Here is a 22,263-nt window from a genome sequence, read left to right as displayed (position 1 = left end):
TCAGATGAAATATCAGGTGATTTCACTAATCTTGAAAAAGAACAAAGATCCCGTTTTGAGACCTTTGTTCTTTTTTGATTAGTGTGGAATCAAGCTACTAAGAAACGATAAATCATCTGTGCTTACACAAGCTCTTTGACCAAATATTGTTGTACAAAATTCTGTTCTTGATGAACCGAACACGTCAAAATCAAGGGTAATACGAAATTTATCCGTTGTAGTAAACACTCCATTATCGTGTTTGTATCTTAATAAAACAGAAGCTGTGATACGAGTAACATCTAAAACAAAATTTTCGACTCGAACATAACCTTTGTTACCAAGAAATTTATCAAACTTTTCATCCAAATATTGTTCCAATCTTACTCTGACCTCTTCAGAGATTGCTGGAGATATAACTGGTGGCATATGCATGTCATCCTTTCATTTATTGTGTCAAGACGAGTGTATTATGGATGCAAACGTATGCTTTTATTAATCCTATATTTTACATACAAAACAAACTCAACTGTGGTGAGGATGATCGATACAAAGGAAGGCAGAGGCTAGAGTTCGATATGCGCATGATAAGTTCGAAAAAAAAGCAGCCTTTCGGCTGCCTCGCGTTACGGTCTGAATGTGGAATTATGGCATTTTGGACACGGTGGAAGCGTGTCTGTTGCGTCATCGAGATACAAGCTATTCCCGCATTTTTTGCAGGTATATGTACCTTTACCTGGTTTTTCGCCGGTAGTTGACATCGTATCACCTCCTGAAATAAAATTTAACGCTACTTACTTCTTGTGCTTCGTAGGATCGACCAGCTTATAGCCGTCACCCGGCTTTTGCGTAGGCGGGAGAGGGTTTCCTTTAGTCGAGGTAACTTCTCGTCCTTTATCACCGCCGCGAGGCCCTACTACAGCATACTGACCCGATTTCGGGGTCGAAGTACCTGGTTTCAAAGGCTTAGACATATCTATCACCTCCTTCTATATACCTATTACGGTAGATTGCTAGAAGTGTTTCATAAATTTAACAGTAAAGTTGAAAGGGGCCTAACCCTGATGAATCAAGTAAAAATTGGGCATCACGAATACGAGATTGAAGAGTCGGAAAGCGTGAATAAGTTTGAGCCCCGTAAAGGGGAAATCGACTTCTACAACCGGAAGATTCGAATCGACAAAGATATGACCGATGCAGATAAACGAGAGACTTTAATCCATGAGATCCTTCACGGTCTTGAGGACTTTATGGGGTTCGAGCTGGAAGAGTCAGAGATTCGTAAATTAGGTTGCGGACTTGCCATGGTATTCGTGGATAATCCGCAACTTTTTAGCTATTTAAACGAGAGGAGCTGATCGCGATGGCAGGAGGACGGAAAAGTAAATATCAGACACACGTAGAACCCAAACTCCTGCTTGTCGAGGCGTGGGCTCGCGATGGGATGATTCAGGAGGATATTGCCCGGAAGTTAGGCGTGGCGATGTCCTCTTTTTCTGATTACAAAAATAAGTTTCCGGAATTATCGGAAGCCCTAAAAAGGGGCCAAGAGGTTGTTGACGTTGAAGTCGAAAATGCCTTGTTTAAACGGGCTCTGGGCTATCGATACGATGAGGTAACCAAAGAGGCAGCCAGGGAGCTGGACGAAGAGACTGGCGAGTATAAGACAGTTATGGTGGAGACTAAGCGTGTCACGAAAGAGGTACAACCAGAGACGGCAGCCGCCATATTCTGGCTTAAGAATCGTCGTCCAGATAAATGGCGAGATAAACAAGAGATCGGCCACAGTGGCAGCGTAGACGTCAATAATCCATATAAGGATCTAACCACCGATGAGCTGAGGAAGTTGATTCGTGATGGTTAATCTTGAAGCGATAAAGCGGGGTGCCCGTGTAGAGCTGGCGAGACGTGAGTTCTTCTATTTCTGCCAAGCTATGGCACCAGACTTCTACCAGGAAAATCGTCAGTTCCTTGTTGATCTGTGTAATGAGATGCAGGACTTCTATGAGTCTGACGACGATATTCTGATCGTTAATGAGCCCCCGCGGCATGGTAAAAGCCGAACGGCATCGATGTTTGCACAGTGGGTATTCGGACAGGATCAGTCGGCCAAAATTATGACCGGCTCCTATAACGAGACACTTTCGACTACGTTCTCCAAAGCGGTGCGCAACGGGATCAGCACGGAGAAGGCAGATGAGAATATCATCGTGTACAGTGACATTTTCCCTCAAGTGCAGATCCGCCGAGGGGATGGAGCCATGAACCTTTGGAGCCTGGAAGGCGGATACAGTAACTATCTGGCTACGTCTCCTACAGGTACAGCAACCGGCTTCGGTGCTTCGATCCTCATGATTGATGACTTGATCAAGAATGCCGAGGAAGCGAGCAATGAGAGTGTTCTGGAGAAGCACTGGGATTGGTTCACGAATACGATGCTGAGCCGTTTAGAAGAGGGCGGCAAGATCATCATTATCATGACCCGATGGGCAACAGGAGACCTTGCAGGCAGGGCTCTGGAGCATTTTGCAGAGGAGAAGAAGAAGAAGGTGCGGCACCTGAGCATGAAGGCCCTGCAGGATGATGGTACGATGCTCTGCGAAGAGATCCTTTCCCGCGAGTCTTATAACATGAAGGTACGGGCCATGGGTGCGGATATTGCCAGCGCCAACTATCAGCAGATCCCGATTGATATCAAGGGTAAGCTGTACAGTAGCTTCAAGACATATGAGCATCTACCGCTGGACACTTCTGGAGAACCGCTGTTCACCGGCATTTACGCATATTGCGATTCAGCAGATGAGGGTGCGGATTATCTGTGCAATATCATATGGGGTGCGTACAACAAAGAAGCGTATGTGCTTGATATCATCTACACCAAAGAGCCTATGGAGATTACAGAGCCGGCAGTTGCTAAGGCTCTTTTTGCGTTTCAGGTGAACAGGGCACGGATTGAAAGTAATAACGGGGGGCGTTCATTCGCTCGGAGTGTCAAACGGATTCTGGAACAGGACCTGAGAAGTAATCGGACAGACGTGAGCTGGTTCCATCAAAGCAAGAACAAAGTAGCTCGTATTGTATCGAATGCAACATGGGTCATGCAGCATGTCTACTTCCCTGTGAACTGGCGGGACCGCTGGCCGGAGTATCACAAGGCTATGAACAATTATCAGCGCGAGGGTAAGAACACCCATGATGATGCGCCAGATGGTACGACAGGCATCGCAGAAACGATGTACATGTTAGGAGGCTGAGAAAGTGGGGTGGTTTCAGAATATGGTCATGAAGATATTGAGGATTCAACCAGCACCGGAGAACAAGTCATTCATCATCCGTGAGCCATTCAGCTATCGGACCAGTGTCCTGCGTAACCGGCTCTGGTATCGCGGAGATCCGTCCGAGCTGGAACAGTTCTACAAGCAGTCGGTCACAGATAACGTGAGCCGTTCCCGATTCTGGGCAGCGGTACCGAGTGAGAACCGACATATCCGGAAGATCCATTCAGGGTTACCGGCTATGATCGTGGAGCGCCTGTCTGATATCGTGGTTTCGGATATGGACCAGATCGAGCTGGAGACACAGGAACAGACGAAGCTGTGGGAGGAAATCGCCAAGGATAACAACTTTGATGAGCTGCTGGGTAGTAGCCTGATTGAAGCACTGGTCGAGGGGGATGGGGCGTTCAAGGTAACGCTGGATACCGACATTACCCCGTACCCGATTATTGAGTTCTACGCAGGTGATAAGGTTCGATATAGACGAGAACGGGGCAGGCTCCAGGAGATCATCTATTACACGGAGTACCGCCATAACGATAAGGATTACCAGCTCGAAGAGACATTTGGCAAAGGGAAGATCAATTACAAGCTGCTGAGTGCGGACGGGAAAGAGGTTCCTCTGGCTATGGTACCTGAATTGGCTGGCTTGGATGAAACGACATTTACGGGTGACTTCATTTGGGGTGTGCCGCTGTCTGTGTTCAAATCATCCAAGTGGCCAGATCGTGGTAAGTCCATTTATGAGAGCAAGGCAGATAGCTTTGACGCTTTGGACGAGGTAATCAGTCAGTGGTGGGATGCCATCCGATCCGGGCGAGTGCAGAAGTATATTCCGGAAGACCTGCTTCCTCGTGATCCGAATAACGGAATGCCCATCAAGCCGAATCCATTTGATATGGACTTTATCGCGGCTGGTAGGACAATGGCCGAGGATACCAAGGATCAGATTTCCCTGGTGCAGCCGGCAATCCTCTATGAGGCGTTTGTATCGTCATATGCGTCTGCATTGGACATGTGCTTGCAGGGGATTGTATCGCCGTCAACGCTTGGCATCGATCTGAAGAAGCTGGACAATGCAGAGGCTCAGCGCGAAAAGGAGAAGGCCACACTGTACACCCGTGGCAAGATCATTGAACGCCTGAACGAAGTCATTCCGGAATTGGTGTCTATCGTTCTGAAGGTGCATGACAACAACCAGCAACGGACTCCAGGGGATTATGAAGCATCCGTCAAGTTTGGGGAGTATGCCAGCCCTTCCTTCGACGCTGTTGTTGAGACGGTGGGCAAGGCCCGGACGTTTGGTGTGATGAGTGTTGAACGTGCGGTTGAAGAGATGTATGGCGATACCTGGACGGATGAGGAGAAGGCAGAAGAGGTTAAACGCCTAAAGGATGAGCAGAGCATCACCTTTGATGAACCGTCTCTGAAACGGGACGACCCGCCTGATCCTAAAGACGATGACGACGAAGATGATGAAGCATGAAGAAGAAATATGACATTCGCCAGATCTTCAGCGACATGGAAATGGATCTGATCAAGTCCATGCAACGTAACCTTCAGCGTCACAAGGATGACGAGGAACAAGAGGGCAAGGAGTGGGAGCAATGGCAGCAACGCAAGCTGGAGGATATCCAGCGCTACCGTAAGGAGACACGCCAGATATCAAAACGCTACGAACCAGAAGTGAAGAAGGCAGCCGAGGAAGAGGTAAAAGGCTCCTGGCGGCGCGGAGCTGATCGTGTGGTGAACACCGTCAAGGGCCTATGGAACAAGATTACGGGCAAAAAGCCGGATATAGAGTCAGAGGATGGTTCAGACCGTAGCTTCTTCAAAATGAACGAGAAGCGGGTTAATGCTCTGGCAGATGCAGCAGAGAACAATCTACAATTAGCCCGTCATGCCATGCTGAGACAAGCGGATGACGTGTATAGACAGACCATCTACAAATCCCAGGTACACCTGAACAGTGGGGCTGCTTCGCTGAATCAAGCTATCGACAGGGCCACTAAGGATTTTCTTGAAAAGGGCTTCGACTCCATCACATATGCCAATGGTCGAAGGGTGAATATTGCAAGTTATGCGGAAATGGCGTTGCGTACATCTTCCCAGCGAGCTGTATTTGCTGGTGAAGGAGCCAAGCGGGATCAACTAGGTATACGAACCGTGGTGATATCGTCACACGCCAACTGTTCGAAGCTGTGCCTGCCATATCAGGGCAAGGTGTTCATTGATGACGTTTATTCTGGGGGGACAGTAGCTGATGGCAAGTATCCGCTTCTGAGTACCGCCATTGCTGCTGGTTTGTTCCATCCGAACTGTCGCCATAACATGACTACGTTCATTCCAGGCACCAGTTCACTGCCTAAGCCTGCCGATGATGCAAAAGCCTTGGCCAACTACCAGGCAGAGCAGAAACAGCGCTACATGGAACGCCAGATACGCAAGTACAAGCGCCTGGAAGCGGGCAGTGTGGATGAAGGAAACCAGGCGAATTACAAGGCCAAGGTTAGACAGTGGCAAGCCCAATTACGGATTCACCTGAAGGAACATGATTACTTACGTAGAGATCCCAAACGGGAGAAGGTAAGAGTTTAAAGGCCCTAGCTGAGACTGCTGGGGCCTATTGCTCGTTGACCGGAGCATCACGGTCCGCTCCCTTAGCTGGAGAGCAGCTATATAAATCTATGGAGGCTGATGACAAATGGATTGGCTTAGAGAACTGTTGAAACAAGCAGGTTGGGAAGATGCGAAGATTGATGCATTTATTGGGGACGTAAATAAGGAGTTACCGAAGCACTTTGTACCTAAATCGCAGTACAACGAGTTATCCGAGACTAGAAAGAAGCTGGAGAAGGACGTGGCAGATCGTGATAAACAGATTGATGACCTGGGCAAAACTGCGGGGCTGTCTGAGGATCTGAAACAACAGATCGAGACGCTGAAAACCGAGAATCAGACAGCCAAGACACAATATGAATCCGATCTGAAGGAAGTCAAGATCAGCAACGCCATTACAGCTGCGTTAACCGGCAAGGTTCATAACGAGAAAGTTGTAACTGGTCTGATCGATAAAACGAAGCTGGTCCTTGGAGATGACGGCAAGATTGTTGGTCTTGAAGAGCAGCTGACAGGCTTGAAGACGTCAGATGCTTATTTGTTCAAGCCTGAAGAAGGGCAAGGCCAGCAACAACAGCAGCAACCAGGCATTAAAGTAGGAGCCGGCAAAACCGAGCCACCTGCAGGCGGACAGCTCTCCCTGGGAGATGCTATTGCCGCACACTTTACAAAATAGAACAGGAGCTGATTTGAATGGCAGTAACATTGGCAGAAGCAAAGAAAAACGTACAGGATGCAATTACACTTGGGGTGATTGACGAATTCCGGAAGAATAACTTCCTGCTGGAAAACCTCACCTTTGACGATGCGGTTTCCCCAACGGGTGGCGGCGCTACACTGACATACGGTTATACACGTTTGATCACACAGCCTACCGCGCAGTTCCGTGAAATTAATAAAGAGTACACTCCACATGAGGTATCCAAACAACGGCACACCGTTGACCTGAAGGTGTTCGGTGGTACGTTCCAGATTGACCGAGTTATCGCTAACATGGGTGGTATCGTAAGCGAGGTTACGTTGCAAATGGCGCAGAAGGTCAAAGCTGCTCAGGCACTGTTTAATGATACCGTGATTAACGGTGATTCTGCAGTAGAGGCATTGGCGTTTGATGGTCTAGATAAAGCACTGGCAGGCTCCAGCACTGAGTATCTACCGTCTACGCCTATTGATCTGTCCACCTCTGCTGCTGTTGATGCCAACTACAAGGTATTTTTGGATCAACTGGACGAATTCCTGATGGGCTTAGATGGACCGCCTTCCGCAATTATGGGCAATCTCAAAATGATTGCTCGGATTAGAGCTGTAGCCCGTCGATCCGGATCATATACGACAACCCGCGATGAATTTGGCCGTCAAGTTGAGAAGTACAATGAGATTCCATTAATCGATCTTGGGGCGAAGTCTGGATCTAACGAGGACGTGGTTGGTACGGATACCAATGGTGAAACCAGCATCTACATCCCGCGTTTAGGTTTGGATGGCTTCCACGGCGTTTCCATGGCAGGCGTAGCACCTGTACAAACGTGGCTGCCTGATTACAGCACGTCAGGTGCAGTTAAGACAGGTGAAGTCGAAATGGTGGCAGCTGTGGCGTTAAAAGCGACCAAAGCGGCTGGCGTTATGCGTAATATTAAAGTTTCCTAGGAGGGATATTTCATGGCTAAAGTAATTGCACCAAATAAGGAATACACAGGGCTGTCCGCAGGTATCCCCTTTGCAAATGGCGTAGGTGAGACGGACAACGAGCATTTGCTGCAGTGGTTTGAGGGGAAGGGATACACGGTGGATCGATCGGAACCGGATACGGATCCGCAGACAGATGAGATTGCAAAGGCCGCTGAGCTTGAGAAGAAAGAGGCAGATAAGCGGCTGAAGGCTCTGCGTAAGAAAGCAACGGATCTCGGGATCGAGGGTGCAGCAGAGAAAGACGCTGAAACACTTGAAGCCGAGATCGAAGCTGCAGGGAAGTGATCCTATGGCTTATGCCACAGCTGATGAATATGAACTGTATGGGGACGGCATGATTCCGGCTGAGGGCTTGGACAAGGCTCTCAGCCGGGCATCTGACCAAATAGACAGCCTGACTTATAATCGCATCGTGCAACGTAGCCTGGACGGCCTGACAGCCTTTCAGCGGCTCCACGTGGTCAAGGCTGTATGCCAACAAGCGGATTTTCATTATCAGTATGGAGATTATCTGGACTTTCCTTTGTCGGGATACTCAGCAGGCAGCGTGAGCGTGTCGTTTAAGGCCGTTGAAGGTGCTGGTGGGGTTAAGACTACCGAAGGTGTTACAAACCTGCTGAGAGCCACAGGGTTGATGAATAGGGGGCTATTTTGATGCGGGGTAAGTTTCCGTTTCCACATTGGATATTGAAGACACCGGTTCAAGTGTTTCACACCAAGCTGTCAGAAGACGGGGAGCCTGTCGAGGAATTAATCTTTGACGGGCTTGCCTGTTATGACGAGAAGATGCGTCAGAAGCTGGATAAGGAGCGCCGATTGGTTACACTGTCCGGCAAAGTGATTATCCGGGGCGACATTTTGTCTGGAGAATTGATTGAGGGCTTTGTCCGGGTTGGCGGTACTGATCGGATTATATTCAGCGCATCACGGCCGCAACATCCAGACGGCAGCGTCTTTTCTACGGAATTGGAGCTGAGCTAATGGTTAAAGTGAAAGTGACGATGGATCCCAGGGCAATGCGTGACATCGCAAATGCTCCATTGAAAGCACTGGAGCAAGTCGCCAACGGGAAAGCAGAGAGTATTCTGACCGAGATTGCCAACGCTCAGGTCGTGCCAAAACAAACAGGTGAGTTGGAACGCAGTGCCTGGGTAGATACTACGGGGCTCAAAAAGGGCAAGGTCAAGATTGTGTATGACACGCCGTATGCACGCCGTCTATACTGGCACCCAGAATACAACTTCCGTAGGGATAAGAACGCCAACGCCCAAGGGTTGTGGCTGGAAGCTTGGCAACAAGAGCAGAAGGGTTGGATACGTAAGACGTTTGAAAAGCTGATCAAGAAGTTCGGGGGTGGATTCATCAAATGATGCTGTCCGAGATTCGGGATTGGCTGAAAACACAGATCGATTCCCCAAATTGGTACATTAGCAAGATTGATGGGAAAAAGGAACAGTCCATTGGGATTTACAACCTGAACACTGGACAACCTTACATTGCCATCGGGGGGCTGGAGAACACCAGCTATGCCTGCAAGTCCATATCCATCCTAGTTCACTGGTCAAAGAATGCAGATACAGCGGAGCGTAAGGCCCATGAGGTCTATGCTGCGCTATTTGGTCGTTCTGATGGTGAGATAGCAGGGCACCGTGTCATTGCCTTTGAGATGCGGACACCATGGCCTATTGATGTGGGCACGGATGATGCTGGGATTTACGAATATGTGATTGAGACAACAATTTATTACGAGAGGTAGGGGAATGGAATGCCGACAACGGGCGTATTTCCGGTTCATAACAATATTTTCAAAGTAGGTATCAAGGGGCGTGCTTCCACAGATTCAGAAATGATGATGATCAAGGATCTGGAGAATTTCGCGCCAGCTATCGACGGTAATACCGAAGAATGGAGTTCGATGGACCAAGCGGGCTGGACAAGACGTGCGGTAACAGGTAAATCCTTGTCGTTCAGTTTCAGCGGTAAGCGGAACTATGGCGATCCAGGTAATGATTACATTGCAGGTTTGATGTTGGGGACGGGTCAACAGGTGGAAACGGTATTTGAATGGACCATGCCTTCCGGTGCGAAGCTGACCATGAATTGCGTTATTAACTTGACCACACCAGCGGGCGGCGACAGTACGAATATTGACGGTCTGGAATTCGAGCTGCTGTCTGATGGTAAGCCTGAATTTGAGACAGCACCAACCACACCATAATTCATAAACCAAGGGGGATTTTAAGATGGCCAACATTATTAATCTTACAGATAAATTTGCAAAAGACGAGGTAGCATCAATCCAGATTGGGAACAAAAAGTATCCAATCAACACTTCCGTTGAAGCTGTATTGGGTTTTGAAGAACTGGCAAATGACGCTTCTGTGAAAGGACTTCTGAACGCAATTCAAGGGTCTTTGGGTGAGAAAGCCGTAACTGAAATTGGTGTGAGAAAAATGAGCGTTGAAAACTTGAAAGTGCTTATGTCAGGTCTGGTTGCAGCCATGCAGGGTCTATCCTACGAGGAAGCCGCTGCCCGATTTCGACAATAGCGCCGCGCCGGAAAACTGGTACGATTTGCGCGAGGACTGGTCTTTAATTGAAGCCAGCCTTGCCAAACAGTACGGTATCCGCATCCGGCAGCATGGTGATATGCCGTGGGAAGAATTTTGTACATTGGTTGGGGGTCTTATGCCAGATACACCGTTGGGAAGCATCGTAACGATCCGAGCGGAGAAGGACCCGAAGACAATCAAGGGCTTTAGCGCGGATCAGCGCCGCATTTACAATGACTGGCGTAAACGACAAGCAGACCAGAAGTTGACTGATCCTGAGAAGTTAGATCAGGAGATGAAGAGTCTGGAAGCGGCAATGGCCCGGATGTTTGGGGGTGGGTAGATGGCTAGCGCAGGACAGGTAGATTTAGACCTAGGGCTTAATTATGGGCCGTTTCAAAGTCAACTTAACGGAATCGCTGGTACAGCTACCAACCTTGTCGGTGGGGCCTTTAGGGGCCTTGGTGGCATCATTGCTGGAGCCTTTGCGGTTCATAGCATAAAAGAGTTTGGTAAAGAAGCCATTAACCTGGCATCGGATCTGGCCGAAGTGCAGAACGTGGTTAACGTCACGTTTGGCGCCATGACTAGCCAGATTAATAACTGGTCGTCGAATCTGATCGATAGCTTTGGTTTGTCGGAACTGGCAGGGAAGAAATATGCATCCACCATGGGTGCCATGCTCAAGTCATCCGGTATCTCTGGTGAAGCCATGAAACAGATGTCTGTCAAGTTGACGGAATTATCTGCTGACATGGCTTCTTTTTATAACATCACGAATGACGAAGCGTATTACAAAGTGTTCTCTGGTATGGTCGGTGAGACTGAGCCGCTGAAGCAATTGGGTGTAAACATGTCCGTGGTCAACATGGAAGCCTACGCCATGTCTCAGGGCATCACGAAATCATGGCTATCCATGACACAATCGGAACAGGCCATGCTTCGGTATGGCTACTTGCTACAGGTAACGGCCGATGCTCAGGGTGACTTTGCCCGTAACGGCCAATCATGGGCGAACCAGATTCGAATCATGGGCGAACAGTGGAACATCTTTAAAGGCACGATGGGTGCGGGCTTTATCAACATATTGGCCCCTATCGTAAAAGGGCTCAACTGGATCATAGCCAAGTTACAGGTTGCCGCAGCCTATTTTAAAGCCTTCACCGAATTGGTTTTTGGCGACGCTGTGAACGCTGGTGGTGCCGGAATGACAGTGGCTACGGATGCCATGGGCGGAATGGGTGATGCAGCCGCTGCCGCAGCTCCTGCCGTAGAAGATACAGGGAAAGCGGCTGAGAAGGCAGGCAAGAAGGCAAAAAAAGCCGGAAAAGACATGAAGGGCAGTCTGGCCGGATTCGATCAGCTCAATACACTGGCACAATCCGCGGCGTCCGCTCTGGATGATGCCGGGTCAAAAGCTGCGGGCGCAGGCGCTGGAATAGGCGGTCTGGGTGCGATGGCCGGATTTGGTGACCTGGACTTGGGCACACCTTCAATTGAGATCGATCCGATCAAGCAGCAAGTGGCCGCATTCTTGGAAGACATCAAATCTCGTTTTGCTCAAGCATGGTCTTTCATATCCGCAGGTTGGGCGGGAATTGCCCCGGCTTTCCAGCCTTTTGTGGACATGATGGGCCCTATCGGCAAGTCCATTGACAACATAGGGCAAACGTTCCTACGGCTCAAAGATGGCGTTCTGGTACCGATGGCAAAATACATTTTAGGGAATTTCATCCCATCTATTGTTGGTGGGTTTGTGAAGTCTTTCGCACCGGTGATTGCGGATCAGATTGTGTGGGCGTTTGATTTGCTTGATCGGACATTCGAGAATTCAACTAATCAATCTATCAAGCTATGGGACACGGTATGGCTGCCGAGCCTGGATAAGGTTAAGAACGCATTTGTAACAAACATGCCACTCATTGCAGCATCTTTACAAAGTTTGCTGGATGGGACACTTAACCCGTTCACGGATTTCATGCTTAATGAATTCGCTATCCCTATTTCGGTCACGTTGACTGAGACACTTGTTCCTATCTTCACGGATACTCTGGTCTGGGCGATTGATACATTTGCTAAGACATTTGATAATGCCGTCAACCACATCAATGATCTGTGGGACGGTACCTTGAATCCAGCACTTGAGAAGTTCAGGGATTTGTTCTTGGACATCATTCCGCAGATCGGTGATGCATTTGATAAGTTGCTGAATGGCACGATTAAGCCGTTTGTGGATTATGCATTAAATGAATTCATCATTCCGATTGCTTCCAAGATTACGGATACACTGGTACCGATCTTTACAGACGTTTTGGTGAAAGCATTTGAAGAAGCTGCCAAGACATTTGAGTGGGCCGTAGACATGATCAATGATATCTATACCACAGTGTTGAAACCCGTCTTTGACCTGATCAAGAAAATTGTCTTGGACACGCTCCAGATCGTTAAGGACCTATGGAATAAGTATGGGAAGGATATCCTTGACAAGATATCTGAGATGATGGAGAACACGCGAAAACTGTTCCAAAAGCTATGGGACGATGTACTGAAACCGATCATAGAGCCTTTCTTGAAGAAGCTGAATGAAATCTGGGACGGTACGTTCAAAGGGATCATTAAGCAAGTGGGCGAGGTTGTCATGAAGCTGGTAGCGGCGGCGCTGGATATTTACAACAAGTTCATTGTGCCATTAATCAGCTACATTATAGACAAGCTGGCTCCGAGCTTTACCAAGGGGTTCAATATCGTATTAAACATTGTGACCACTGTGGTTAAAAGCGTAGGCGACATCATCAAGGGGCTGCTGAAAACGCTTGGCGGGATCATTGATTTTGTGGCAGGCGTATTTACGGGTGACTGGAAAAAGGCCTGGAACGGTGTCAAAGACATCTTCGGTGGCATTTTCGATTCATTGTATGGCTTGGTTAAAGCGCCATTGAATTTGATCATTGACGGGATTAACAAGGTCATTGGAGGGTTTAACAGCCTTAGCGTTAGCATTCCGGAATTCGAGATATTCGGAAATAAAGTAGGCGGAGGAAGTGTCGGCCTTCCTAATCTTCCGAAGATACCGAAACTGGCGAAAGGTGGTTTGGCCTATGGTCCAACGCTTGCCATGGTCGGGGATAACCGGGGAGCATCCGTTGACCCGGAAGTTGTATCGCCGCTTTCCAAGCTTCAAGACATGATCAGCGGAAATAATCAGCCTATGGTGGAAGTGCTCTTGCTGATCTTGGATGCCCTACGGAACAATGACAAACAGACCGTTATACAGCTCAATGGTACGGAGCTGGGGCGTGCTGCTGTAAGTGCTATAAACGACATTACAAGGCGTACAGGCCGTTCGCCATTAACGACATAGGAGGGATTACAGTTGGAAATCAAAATTAATGGTCAGGAAATTGCCGCTTATCCCTCCACGTATCAGGTGACGGTGCTTGACTTGGATGACGCTAATTCATCCGTTCGTACAGCAAATGGTACCTTGAACCGGGACCGGATAGCAGTCAAACGGCAGATCGACATGGCTTGGGGGATGCTGACCTGGGCTGAAATGTCCTCCATCCTACAAGCCATGTCCAATGTGTTTTTTGATTTTACCTACCCGGACCCACAAACTGGCAAGCACGAAACGAAGCGGATGTATGTCGGCAATCGGCCTGCACCGTTTTCCGTAATGAGTGGCGGCGTGATGTACTGGTCCGGGCTCAAATTGACGCTGACAGAGAGGTGATCAAATGTTTCCTATATCGCCGCTCTACACGGATTATTTAAGACGACCGGACAGGGAATTTATCGTTAAAGCCCTGGTACAGTCAGAGGAATATGATAGCAGCAAAATTGTGGACTTTAGTATTGAAAATAGCTTGAGCCTGAACGATGGCTTTGAGATCGGAACGGCCATTCCGAGCAAACTTACGATCAGGTTGCGAACGAATGAAGTCATCCCGGCAAATGCGCGAATCGTGCCGTACCTTTCCTTATCTATGGCGGGTATGACTTGGCTACAAGCGCAGTACCCATGGCAGGATATGCATGTGTCTTGGACGGGTGACGGGACGGACTGGCTGCCGCTGGGAGAGTTCTTTGTTGATGGCCGGGAGAAGATCAATGACGTATGGACCTTTACCTGTTATGACAAGCTGGTTTTTGCGGATGTGGCTTACATATCATCCTTGACTTATCCGACCACGCAACGTGCCGTGTTCAACGAAATTTGCAACCGGTTGGGCTGGACGTATGACAGCAGCGTGGTGATCAATCCAGCGTATCAGATACAGGCAGGGCCAGCGGGGTACAGTATGCGTCAGGTGCTGTCCTATATCGCTTCTGCAAATAGCGCAAGCATTTACATTGATAAGGCTGGCACCGTGAAATTCAAACTGTTCACGGCTGCTGATACTCCTGTGTTCGATATGACCACGGCCGATTATGTACAGGTGAAGCAGACCAATCCAGTGAAGACATATAGCCGGGTGGTGGTCACCTACAACACCGAAGATGAATTGCAGTATGAAGCCGGGACCGGTGATGAAAACCATACGCTGTATGTGGAAAATCCCTTTGCTACTCAGGCGGTCACAAATGGCCTTCTAGCAGCTTTGAACGGCTTTTCCTATCTGCCACTCACAATGGACGCTAGGGGCTTCCCACAGCTTGAACAGGGTGACGTCATCGGCTTTGAACAGCAGGAGGGCACAACCTGGGACGAGACGGTATCGACATGGCAGGATACACACATTCCGTGGGATGGCATCATGCGATACAAGACGGTCATTCTCCATCAAGTATTCAACTTTGCTGGTGGTCTACGGATGACACTGGAAGCACCTTCTGTGTCTGAGCAGCAGAGTGAATTTGTGGTGGATGGTACCTTAACAACCGCTGTCAATAAGCTGAACAAGGAAGCTGTCAAGGAAGGGAAATCCTATTACGGAGCAACCATTACCCGGACTGAGGGCCTGACCATTGAACGTGAGGACCATGCCAGCAAGGTCATTCTGAACAGTGATAAGATGTCGTTCCAGGCTGACGGCCAAGATGCAATCTATTTTGACATCCCAAGCAGGCGTTATAAGTTTAACGGGACGCTAGAAGCCACGGATGGGGTCTTTACTGGAACACTCCAAGGTGTAGACGGGACATTCACGGGCAGGCTACAGGCAGCCAGCGGAACATTTACGGGTAATCTGCAAGCGGCAGGCGGGACCTTTACCGGGACGCTTGTCGGGGTGGATGGTACCTTTAGCGGGACCATTCAGGCAGCAACAATCCTCGGTACAGATATCAGAGGGTCTACTATTATCGGTTCCGTGTTAAAAACTGCAGAGAGTGGCAGACGGATTGAGATTGATTCGGCTGGTTTCCGGTCCTATGATTCCAATGGGCGCAATCGTGTACAGATTTCCACTTCAACTGATTCCTCTGTTGCTGCGGTAGTTTGGAGAGATACCAACGGGTCATCCGTAGGAGAGATCAACTCCTATGAATCTAGTGGGCAGCTGACGGTATTCAGTAATAATCTATGGATTGGATCAAACAGCAATGCAAACCCGATTCGCTTACAGGGCGCAGTCACGTTTGGAGGGACAGCAACATTCAGACCTGGATTTGTATACGGGATTGGAATGGCGGATATTACAGGATTACAAGCAGAGATTCAGTCTATCTGGACGGCACTTGCAGGAAAAGCTTCTAATAACCATACACACACAGTTACTTTACCTACTCACAATCATGGTCTTGCCAATGCTACAAATTGGGGTGGAACCTTCCCAACTTCGACTCCGTAATGTAGAATAATAGGAAAATAGCACCAATACGGAGGTAGAGGTATGAAGAAGTTTGCACATAAAGTTGCATATATTGCGGGCGGGATTATTATTGGCGTAGTTTTTTCGACATCCGCAGGAGCTTTTGCTGACACTATAAAGAGTGTCGTCGGGAAAAAAGTAACAGGTGAGTATACGATTGTAGTAGACGGAAAAACACTGTCTGACAAGGGTGCAGTTATTGATTCGCGGGCAAATGTTCCAGCGAGAGCCTTGTCCGAAGCATTAGGAGCTGATGTAAAAGTGAGTGGTAAGACTATATCGATTACCTCTAATACGGAATCATCTAACTCAGAAGTATCGACGGTAGTAGATTCTAATAACAAATACATGGGGCAATCAAAATCAAGTCTTGAAGAATCAAGAAAAACCATCCAAGAAAAAGTCCTTGCTACAGCAGTTTCAGAACGTGCAAAAGTGGCTGCGGCTCTTGAAGAATTGAAAGCTACTGGAGACAATAACGCAATCGCATTGGCAGAAAAAAGACTTGCTGAGTATGACACTATGGTAAATGACGGTCAAAAAGAACTTGCCTTAATTGACGCAGCCTTGGCTTCAGCTAAATAAAATAATCCAAACGAGAGTCCATATGCTTGGGCTCTTTTTTGTTGCCCAAAAAGGGGATGACTTCTTGGAAGTGGACGGTATTACCTATAAAAGACCATTGGCGTGCTGCGGATACTGTGGCACGTCTGTTTTTGTTCTGCACAAGAATGTCCAGGCAAAGGAACAGATTTGTGAAAGCATTCTGAAATCCAAAGGGATTCCACCGCAGCCTGATCCATTTCCTGAGCAGGAACCACGATGCGCTACTTGCGGCGAGGTTTGGACTCAATCTGATTTTACATTGAGGGAGGGTGAACAGCATGGATGAACAGCGATTACGCGAGATTATCCGCGAGGAATTGATTGCCCATGACGAACGGAACAAAGCTGAGGTTATCACGATCCGGGTCAATGATCAGATGAAAGCAACCATGCTTAGAATCATGAAGAATATGAATTGGGGTGGCACAAGTGAAAATTAGGAAAGTGCTAGAGCTGTCCATCGATGTAGATAACGTGTTTAATGATTTGTCACATATTCTGCGGGCATTGCTTGATACGATGCCCAACAGTGAATCGAAGCTTGCCTTACTCAACACAATCAAGATGGACGTGGATCATTTTTTGAAAGGAGCTGAAACCGATGGCCAACAGGTACACGAACCTAGTCGGATCAAGAAAGATCAGTGAGGATTTTAATAACATCAACATTGGTTTTGACCGTGTTCAGGCTGAGATGGATACCAAAGGAACACCGCAGGATGCACAGACAAAAGCCGATGCCGCCAAACAGGCTGCTATAGATGCGGCTGCTGCTGCTCTGACGGCCCATAAGGCACGCGGTGCAGATGAACACCCAACCGCAAAGGGTAACGCAGCGGGGTTCATGAGTGCGGCCGACAAGCTCAAATCTGATGCCAGTACCAACGCATCAACCCCTGACACGCTCATGCAACGTGACGCAGCAGGCCGCGCCAAGGTGGCGGCTCCAGTAGCGGCAGATGAAATTGCCCGGAAGGCAGAGACAGACGCCGTACAATCCAATCTGGAAAGCCATGCAGCGGATACAAGTATCCATGTGACGGCAGCGGATCACACGAAACTAGATGGAATTGCTGAAGGTGCTGAGGTGAATCAAAACGCCTTTTCTGGTGTGAATGGGGTAGTGGCTACTTCGAAGTCCGATACGCTTCAGATTACGGGTGGCACAGGCATTACGATCACTGAAGATCCTGCTACTAAACGGGTAATTGTGACATCCACAGGAACCGCCACTCCTGGTGCCCATGCATCATCCCACGTTACTGGTGGATCTGACGTTATTCCTGATGTTGTGACAGACGGAGCCAGCGGCCTAATGAGCGGTGCAGATGCGAAGTTTGTCCGAGTGGACGGGGAAACGAAAGCAGGAGCGCAGGCAAAGGCAGATGAGGTTAAAGATTACATTGAGAGCAGATTGGACAACCCTGAGCGATCAGCTATTACGCTCCAGCCAGGTATCCACGTAGTTCAGGCAGATCAGGATGCAGCGTTCAGACTGGCAGGCTTGCAGGGCCGGACAGTGCTTAACTACCAAAGCCAGGTCGGGATATTCGGCGTGCTTAATCCGTATGTCATCCGGTATGGCGTCAATCTTCTGCCACCGTTCTATGAGTGGTCGAAAACTGGACATACAAGCAGCGATACCGATCCCTATGGTTTGATGGGAACTTTGGTTTCTTCCGCAATCGGAAGTGACGCGTTTGCTTCTTACAATATAGATGTGATCGGTAATCAGGATTATACCTTGAGCAATCCCAGCAGCTCCACAGGCTTCATGCGTATTTCAACATACAACAGCGCGGGTACAAGAATTCAGGGGATTTTTGTTAAGCCGGGAGAATCTAAAACAATAAAAATGGCTGCTACTGCTGTGCGTTTGAGTGTGGTTCTGTCGGGGGTAACTGCATACACAGATGAATTCGACTCAACTAAATGGACTTGGCAAGCAGGTACAAGTCGTATTTTCACAAAACCAATGCTCACACTCGGCACGATAGGCAAACCCTTCAAACCGCGCGAAGACGCCATGCTCGCATTACAAACGGAATTACACGCCAATCCAGATACAGGAGATAACCCGGATATGGTATTTGAGCGAGATGGGCAGTATTTTAAGCTAGCAAAGTGGCGTAAAGTTGTGCTGGATGGATCATTTACTTACCGCTGGTTATCTTTTTCTTCATCCACTTTTAAAATAGTTGGGTGCAATCTATTGAGCCCTGCTGTAACTTATAGCAGCTTTTTTGCGACTAAGTATAACGGAAGCCTGTTGACGAAGTCTGGTAATATGACAGGTCCCGATAATGCATACTTTAGGACTTCTGAATTATCGGACTTTAACTTATCAGTTTCCAACGCAGACAGCGGATGGGGAGACGCATACACCCCGACAGCAGACGAAATTAAGGCTTACTTTATGGGATGGGTAATGTTCAACGGATCGGCAGGAACAGGTTCAGGTAATAGTCCCGATGTGCCTGCAAATAACGTATACAACGGTACAGGAACAAAGTGGTGGGTACGGCGATCAGATGGAGTAACACGTAGTTGGGTAGATGCCACTAGTGTATTGCCTACGACTCAAGCGCCAAATTGGACTCCATACCAACTCCTATACCAGCTTGCAACGCCCGTTGTCGAACCGATCACGTCTGAGGGGCAATTGACGTTTGTTGAGGGAGCAAATCAGGTCGAGGTCGGTACAGGTATTGTGTTACGTGAAAGTGCCAAGCCTCAAATAAGTGATTATGGGACGTACATCAACTCAGCTTTTCCGGGTTTCGAACAAACAAAATTAAAGTACCGGACAAGCAAAATTCTCACTCTATTCAAAAACGGAAAATTTGATCCTTCTTGGGTAAGGAATACGTTAGATGCCTATGGAGCGGAACGCGCTGTCCTTTCAGCCTACGATCCGTCAGCAGCATATAGCGTCACATACCTGCTGCTGGACAAGTATCCAACGGTTGATTTTACCGGAACGTATGCCGAAAACGAAAAGGCCCTGCTGCTGGATACTGTTCGTACGCTCCAGGAGAACACGACACGTATATCGGTGCTGGAAAGCAAGAAGGCTGAGAAGGACGCTCCTGCATGGATTGCGCCGACACTGCTTAATGGATGGGTGATTTACAACGATACTCTGCCAGTTGGATACTACAAAGACAGTAACGGGATTGTGCGTTTCAAGGGTATGGTTAAAAGCGGTGCGCTTAACTCTATACTCCTGAAATTGCCACCAGGCTATCGACCAAAGAATATGAGTATGCAGTTTGTAGCCCACTCATCCGATGGTAGCGGACAGGTATTAGGGCGGATCATCGTTAACGCTAACGGTGACGTGCAGCCTTATGGGGGGAGTACAACGTTATACTCTCTCGATTCAATTTCATTTTTGGCAGAACAATAGAGGAGGGATCACATGAAAGCCGTACCTAAAGTAAATATATACGGACTCTATCTGGAGGACGAGTTGGTGGACGATGCCTTTGCGGGTGTCGTCCCTTTTTATGCCGATCCTGAGCCAGTGGTGTTTGATCCTGAAGCGCCTGAACAGCCTGTGGAGCCTGATGTGCCAGAAGATGACGAGGAAGAAGTAGAAAGGGAGATTGCGGGGTATATCGTAGGCGTGCCGGTTCCTGCTGGCCTGTTCCGGCCAAGGTTTGATTTAGCGGCTTGGGAAGCATACCAGGACGCAGATCCCCAGGAAAGTTTTCCTGAGCTATGGATCGAAGGTTTAAGTCAGGAAGAGATTGACGAATTGACCAAACCGCAGCCGGAAGAACCTTCTGATTTGGAAAAGTTGAAACAGGAAAACATTCTGCTGAAAGCTCAGAACGCTGCTTTAACTGAACGAGCTGACTTTATCGAGGATGTCATTGCCGAAATGGCCGCTCAGGTTTACCAGTGATCTGGCGGCTTCTCATATGGTTGTTCTGGAAGGGAGGTGACACAACTATGATGGCTATGTTTTTTGCTCAACGTGTAATCCTGGGTAAAACCGAGTACAAAGCGGTACCCACTACTTTGCAACCTGATGTCAAAGAGATCCTGACCGATAGTGGTTTGGAGTTTCTGATTACTGAGTAACAAGCGTTCCCATGTGGAGCGCTATTTTTATGCCCTCTGGAGTGGTCAGGGGGCTTTTTCATATTGATAACAGGGGGAAACACATTGGAAAACGTGGGGAAATGGGCTTTGGCTGTGGGTAGCTGGTCGGTGTCTTATTTATTTGGGGGTTGGTCTGGAGTGTTGGGAGTATTGTTGGTGTTCGTGGTGTTTGATTATCTAACGGGTGTTGCTGCTGGTTGGATGTCGGGGGAGCTTAGAAGCAAAATCGGGATGTTCGGCATCGCCCGTAAAGTCTTTATTTTTGCCATGGTCGCGGTTGGTCACTTGGTGGATGGCATCTTAGGTGATGGTCATTTGTTTCGTGACACGGTGGCATTCTTCTATATCGCGAACGAGCTGCTATCGATCACTGAAAATGGTGGAAAAATGGGGGCACCTATCCCGGCCGTAATTAAGCAAGCAATTGAGGTCCTAAAAGGCAAAGGCGGCAACGATAACGATAGAGGAGCTGGTACAAATGTATAAAGTATTGATTGATGCAGGTCATGGAGGCAAGGATCCGGGAGCAGTGGCTAACGGTATCCAGGAGAAAGATATTACCCTGAAGGTGTCGTTTGGAATTAAGCAGCGCCTGGAAGCAGATTATGAGAAGGTTCAGGTTCTGTTGTCGAGATCCACAGATGTATTTCTTGAGCTGAAGGAGCGGACAGCAAAGGCTAACGCTTCTGGTGCTGACATCTTGGTATCGATCCACTGCAACGCTGGTGGCGGCAAGGGCGGCTTCGAGACGTTCAGATATACATCTGCTTCCCAAGCCAGTATTAAGCTTCAGGACACGCTGCACAAGGCGATCATGGCCAAAATGGGCGGAACAGATCGTGGCCAGAAGGCACAGAACCTTCACATGGTTCGCGAATCCAACATGCCGGCAGTCCTGACAGAAAACCTATTTGTCGATGTAGCAACTGACGCGGATCGGCTGAAGCAAGCGAGTGTGATCGATGCTATTATCGATGGCCATGTCCAAGGCATTGCTACATACCTGGGGCTGAAGAGTAAGGGGAAGGAGGTCAAGTCAGTAACGCAGGAGCGCAACATTAATGCGCCTAGTGGTTGGGCTAAAGAAACGTGGGAGGAATTGACGAAGAAAGGCTTTTTCGATGGTACAAGACCTGGCGCGCCGATCACCCGCGAAGAAATAGCGATCGTGGTTGGTCGGGTATTGAAATATGTTGAACAAAAAGGATAATTGTGGTAAAGTATATTCAAATCCGAAAGAATCGGTATCAGTCCCTTCTGGCTATCTCGGTCAGTTGGGGCTGTTAGTTGTAGATTGACAGGGTTAAAAGCCCTGTGGGCAGCAGTGGGACTGCCAACCGTCTTGTGTGCAGTAATCATAGCCCTTTTGGTTGTTATACTTCTGAGTATCGTAAGGTACGTAAGTGTAAAATTAGCTGAAAAGGGGGAGATGCCTATGAATACAGGAATCTCTAAAATGAAAATATATTGGTCTACATTGCTCGAAACAACTTGGGCTATGGTAGTCAGTTATACTGCAGGCGTAGTCCCCGCCCTGTGAGTCTGCAACTTAAGAATTGAATTTAATATATCTGAAGCAAACGGTAAAAAGGACTCTACTGGCATAATGCTGGTGGGGTC

The 22,263-nt window shown here is 48.3% G+C and carries 28 protein-coding genes; 26 read left to right on the top strand and 2 right to left on the bottom strand.

All coding sequences use genetic code 11. The annotated features are described in order from the left end of the window. Positions 1-78 precede the first annotated feature (78 nt). Positions 79-408 carry a hypothetical protein gene (locus tag NSQ38_RS03340; RefSeq protein ID WP_339787099.1) on the bottom strand — a complete coding sequence of 110 codons (330 nt, stop codon included), beginning with the start codon at positions 406-408 and terminating at the stop codon, positions 79-81. A gap of 365 nt (positions 409-773) precedes the next feature. Further along, the gene (locus NSQ38_RS03335; RefSeq protein ID WP_339787097.1) at positions 774-953 is read right to left on the bottom strand and encodes a hypothetical protein; all 180 of its coding nucleotides are present in this window, start codon (positions 951-953) and stop codon (positions 774-776) included. A 90-nt stretch (positions 954-1,043) separates the two neighbouring features. Between NSQ38_RS03335 and NSQ38_RS03330 the strand changes: the two genes are divergently transcribed. From NSQ38_RS03330 to NSQ38_RS03205, 26 genes are all read left to right on the top strand, one after another. Further along, positions 1,044-1,337, top strand: a complete 294-nt coding sequence (locus tag NSQ38_RS03330; protein ID WP_339787094.1) for a hypothetical protein — start codon at positions 1,044-1,046, stop codon at positions 1,335-1,337. A 5-nt stretch (positions 1,338-1,342) separates the two neighbouring features. Further along, positions 1,343-1,843 (top strand): transposase, encoded by a 501-nt coding sequence (locus NSQ38_RS03325; RefSeq protein WP_339787091.1) that lies wholly within the window; start codon positions 1,343-1,345, stop codon positions 1,841-1,843. Continuing rightward, a complete protein-coding gene (terL, locus tag NSQ38_RS03320) occupies positions 1,836-3,233 on the top strand; it encodes a phage terminase large subunit (RefSeq protein WP_339790386.1) in 1,398 nt (465 codons plus the stop codon). Before NSQ38_RS03325 ends, terL begins: the two co-directional genes overlap by 8 nt. A gap of 28 nt (positions 3,234-3,261) precedes the next feature. Beyond that, positions 3,262-4,740, top strand: a complete 1,479-nt coding sequence (locus NSQ38_RS03315; protein ID WP_339787088.1) for a capsid protein — start codon at positions 3,262-3,264, stop codon at positions 4,738-4,740. After that, positions 4,737-5,852, top strand: coding sequence for a phage minor capsid protein (locus tag NSQ38_RS03310; protein ID WP_339787085.1), 1,116 nt, complete (start codon positions 4,737-4,739; stop codon positions 5,850-5,852). The genes NSQ38_RS03315 and NSQ38_RS03310 overlap by 4 nt, the downstream gene beginning before the upstream one ends. Positions 5,853-5,958: 106 nt before the next feature. Next, positions 5,959-6,549: a phage scaffolding protein gene (locus NSQ38_RS03305; RefSeq protein ID WP_339787083.1), complete on the top strand. Its 591-nt coding sequence runs from the start codon at positions 5,959-5,961 to the stop codon at positions 6,547-6,549. Positions 6,550-6,566: 17 nt separating this feature from the next. Beyond that, positions 6,567-7,520: a major capsid protein gene (locus tag NSQ38_RS03300; protein ID WP_339787079.1), complete on the top strand. Its 954-nt coding sequence runs from the start codon at positions 6,567-6,569 to the stop codon at positions 7,518-7,520. A 12-nt stretch (positions 7,521-7,532) separates the two neighbouring features. Next, a complete protein-coding gene (locus NSQ38_RS03295) occupies positions 7,533-7,847 on the top strand; it encodes a hypothetical protein (protein WP_339787077.1) in 315 nt (104 codons plus the stop codon). A gap of 4 nt (positions 7,848-7,851) precedes the next feature. Continuing rightward, positions 7,852-8,217 (top strand): hypothetical protein, encoded by a 366-nt coding sequence (locus NSQ38_RS03290; RefSeq protein WP_339787076.1) that lies wholly within the window; start codon positions 7,852-7,854, stop codon positions 8,215-8,217. Beyond that, a complete protein-coding gene (locus NSQ38_RS03285) occupies positions 8,217-8,543 on the top strand; it encodes a hypothetical protein (RefSeq protein ID WP_339787075.1) in 327 nt (108 codons plus the stop codon). The genes NSQ38_RS03290 and NSQ38_RS03285 overlap by 1 nt, the downstream gene beginning before the upstream one ends. Continuing rightward, a complete protein-coding gene (locus NSQ38_RS03280; protein WP_339787073.1) occupies positions 8,543-8,932 on the top strand; it encodes a hypothetical protein in 390 nt (129 codons plus the stop codon). The genes NSQ38_RS03285 and NSQ38_RS03280 overlap by 1 nt, the downstream gene beginning before the upstream one ends. Continuing rightward, complete coding sequence (locus NSQ38_RS03275; RefSeq protein WP_339787071.1) at positions 8,929-9,318, top strand: minor capsid protein; 390 nt, start codon at positions 8,929-8,931, stop codon at positions 9,316-9,318. The genes NSQ38_RS03280 and NSQ38_RS03275 overlap by 4 nt, the downstream gene beginning before the upstream one ends. Before the next feature lie 9 nt (positions 9,319-9,327). Then, positions 9,328-9,780 carry a hypothetical protein gene (locus tag NSQ38_RS03270; RefSeq protein ID WP_339787068.1) on the top strand — a complete coding sequence of 151 codons (453 nt, stop codon included), beginning with the start codon at positions 9,328-9,330 and terminating at the stop codon, positions 9,778-9,780. Positions 9,781-9,805: 25 nt separating this feature from the next. Next, complete coding sequence (locus NSQ38_RS03265; protein ID WP_339787066.1) at positions 9,806-10,111, top strand: hypothetical protein; 306 nt, start codon at positions 9,806-9,808, stop codon at positions 10,109-10,111. Then, positions 10,056-10,457, top strand: a complete 402-nt coding sequence (locus NSQ38_RS03260; protein ID WP_339787064.1) for a Gp15 family bacteriophage protein — start codon at positions 10,056-10,058, stop codon at positions 10,455-10,457. Before NSQ38_RS03265 ends, NSQ38_RS03260 begins: the two co-directional genes overlap by 56 nt. Then, on the top strand, positions 10,458-13,475 hold the full coding sequence (locus NSQ38_RS03255) for a hypothetical protein (protein WP_339787062.1): 3,018 nt from the start codon (positions 10,458-10,460) through the stop codon (positions 13,473-13,475). It abuts the gene before it with no gap. 12 nt (positions 13,476-13,487) lie between these two features. Further along, positions 13,488-13,847 carry a DUF6711 family protein gene (locus NSQ38_RS03250; protein ID WP_339787060.1) on the top strand — a complete coding sequence of 120 codons (360 nt, stop codon included), beginning with the start codon at positions 13,488-13,490 and terminating at the stop codon, positions 13,845-13,847. A gap of 4 nt (positions 13,848-13,851) precedes the next feature. Beyond that, positions 13,852-15,906 carry a hypothetical protein gene (locus tag NSQ38_RS03245; protein ID WP_339787057.1) on the top strand — a complete coding sequence of 685 codons (2,055 nt, stop codon included), beginning with the start codon at positions 13,852-13,854 and terminating at the stop codon, positions 15,904-15,906. 42 nt (positions 15,907-15,948) lie between these two features. Further along, a complete protein-coding gene (locus NSQ38_RS03240; protein WP_339787056.1) occupies positions 15,949-16,512 on the top strand; it encodes a stalk domain-containing protein in 564 nt (187 codons plus the stop codon). A gap of 299 nt (positions 16,513-16,811) precedes the next feature. Further along, positions 16,812-16,973 (top strand): hypothetical protein, encoded by a 162-nt coding sequence (locus NSQ38_RS03235; protein WP_339787055.1) that lies wholly within the window; start codon positions 16,812-16,814, stop codon positions 16,971-16,973. After that, on the top strand, positions 16,963-17,181 hold the full coding sequence (locus NSQ38_RS03230; RefSeq protein ID WP_339787053.1) for a hypothetical protein: 219 nt from the start codon (positions 16,963-16,965) through the stop codon (positions 17,179-17,181). Before NSQ38_RS03235 ends, NSQ38_RS03230 begins: the two co-directional genes overlap by 11 nt. Beyond that, positions 17,135-19,942, top strand: coding sequence for a hypothetical protein (locus tag NSQ38_RS03225; protein ID WP_339787051.1), 2,808 nt, complete (start codon positions 17,135-17,137; stop codon positions 19,940-19,942). The genes NSQ38_RS03230 and NSQ38_RS03225 overlap by 47 nt, the downstream gene beginning before the upstream one ends. Before the next feature lie 12 nt (positions 19,943-19,954). Beyond that, entirely contained in the window at positions 19,955-20,443 is a 489-nt protein-coding gene (locus NSQ38_RS03220; protein WP_339787048.1) for a hypothetical protein, read from the top strand. 47 nt (positions 20,444-20,490) lie between these two features. Continuing rightward, a complete protein-coding gene (locus NSQ38_RS03215; protein ID WP_336759451.1) occupies positions 20,491-20,622 on the top strand; it encodes a hypothetical protein in 132 nt (43 codons plus the stop codon). An 84-nt stretch (positions 20,623-20,706) separates the two neighbouring features. After that, positions 20,707-21,129 carry a phage holin family protein gene (locus NSQ38_RS03210; protein WP_339787045.1) on the top strand — a complete coding sequence of 141 codons (423 nt, stop codon included), beginning with the start codon at positions 20,707-20,709 and terminating at the stop codon, positions 21,127-21,129. Next, positions 21,122-21,853, top strand: coding sequence for an N-acetylmuramoyl-L-alanine amidase (locus NSQ38_RS03205; protein ID WP_339787041.1), 732 nt, complete (start codon positions 21,122-21,124; stop codon positions 21,851-21,853). The genes NSQ38_RS03210 and NSQ38_RS03205 overlap by 8 nt, the downstream gene beginning before the upstream one ends. The last annotated feature ends 410 nt before the right edge of the window (positions 21,854-22,263 follow it).

Source organism: Paenibacillus sp. FSL R7-0313, assembly GCF_037969885.1.
In the GTDB taxonomy this organism is placed as follows: Bacteria; Bacillota; Bacilli; order Paenibacillales; family Paenibacillaceae; genus Paenibacillus.
Note: the sequence above shows the minus strand (reverse complement) of the source record. Positions and strands in the feature narration are given on the sequence as shown.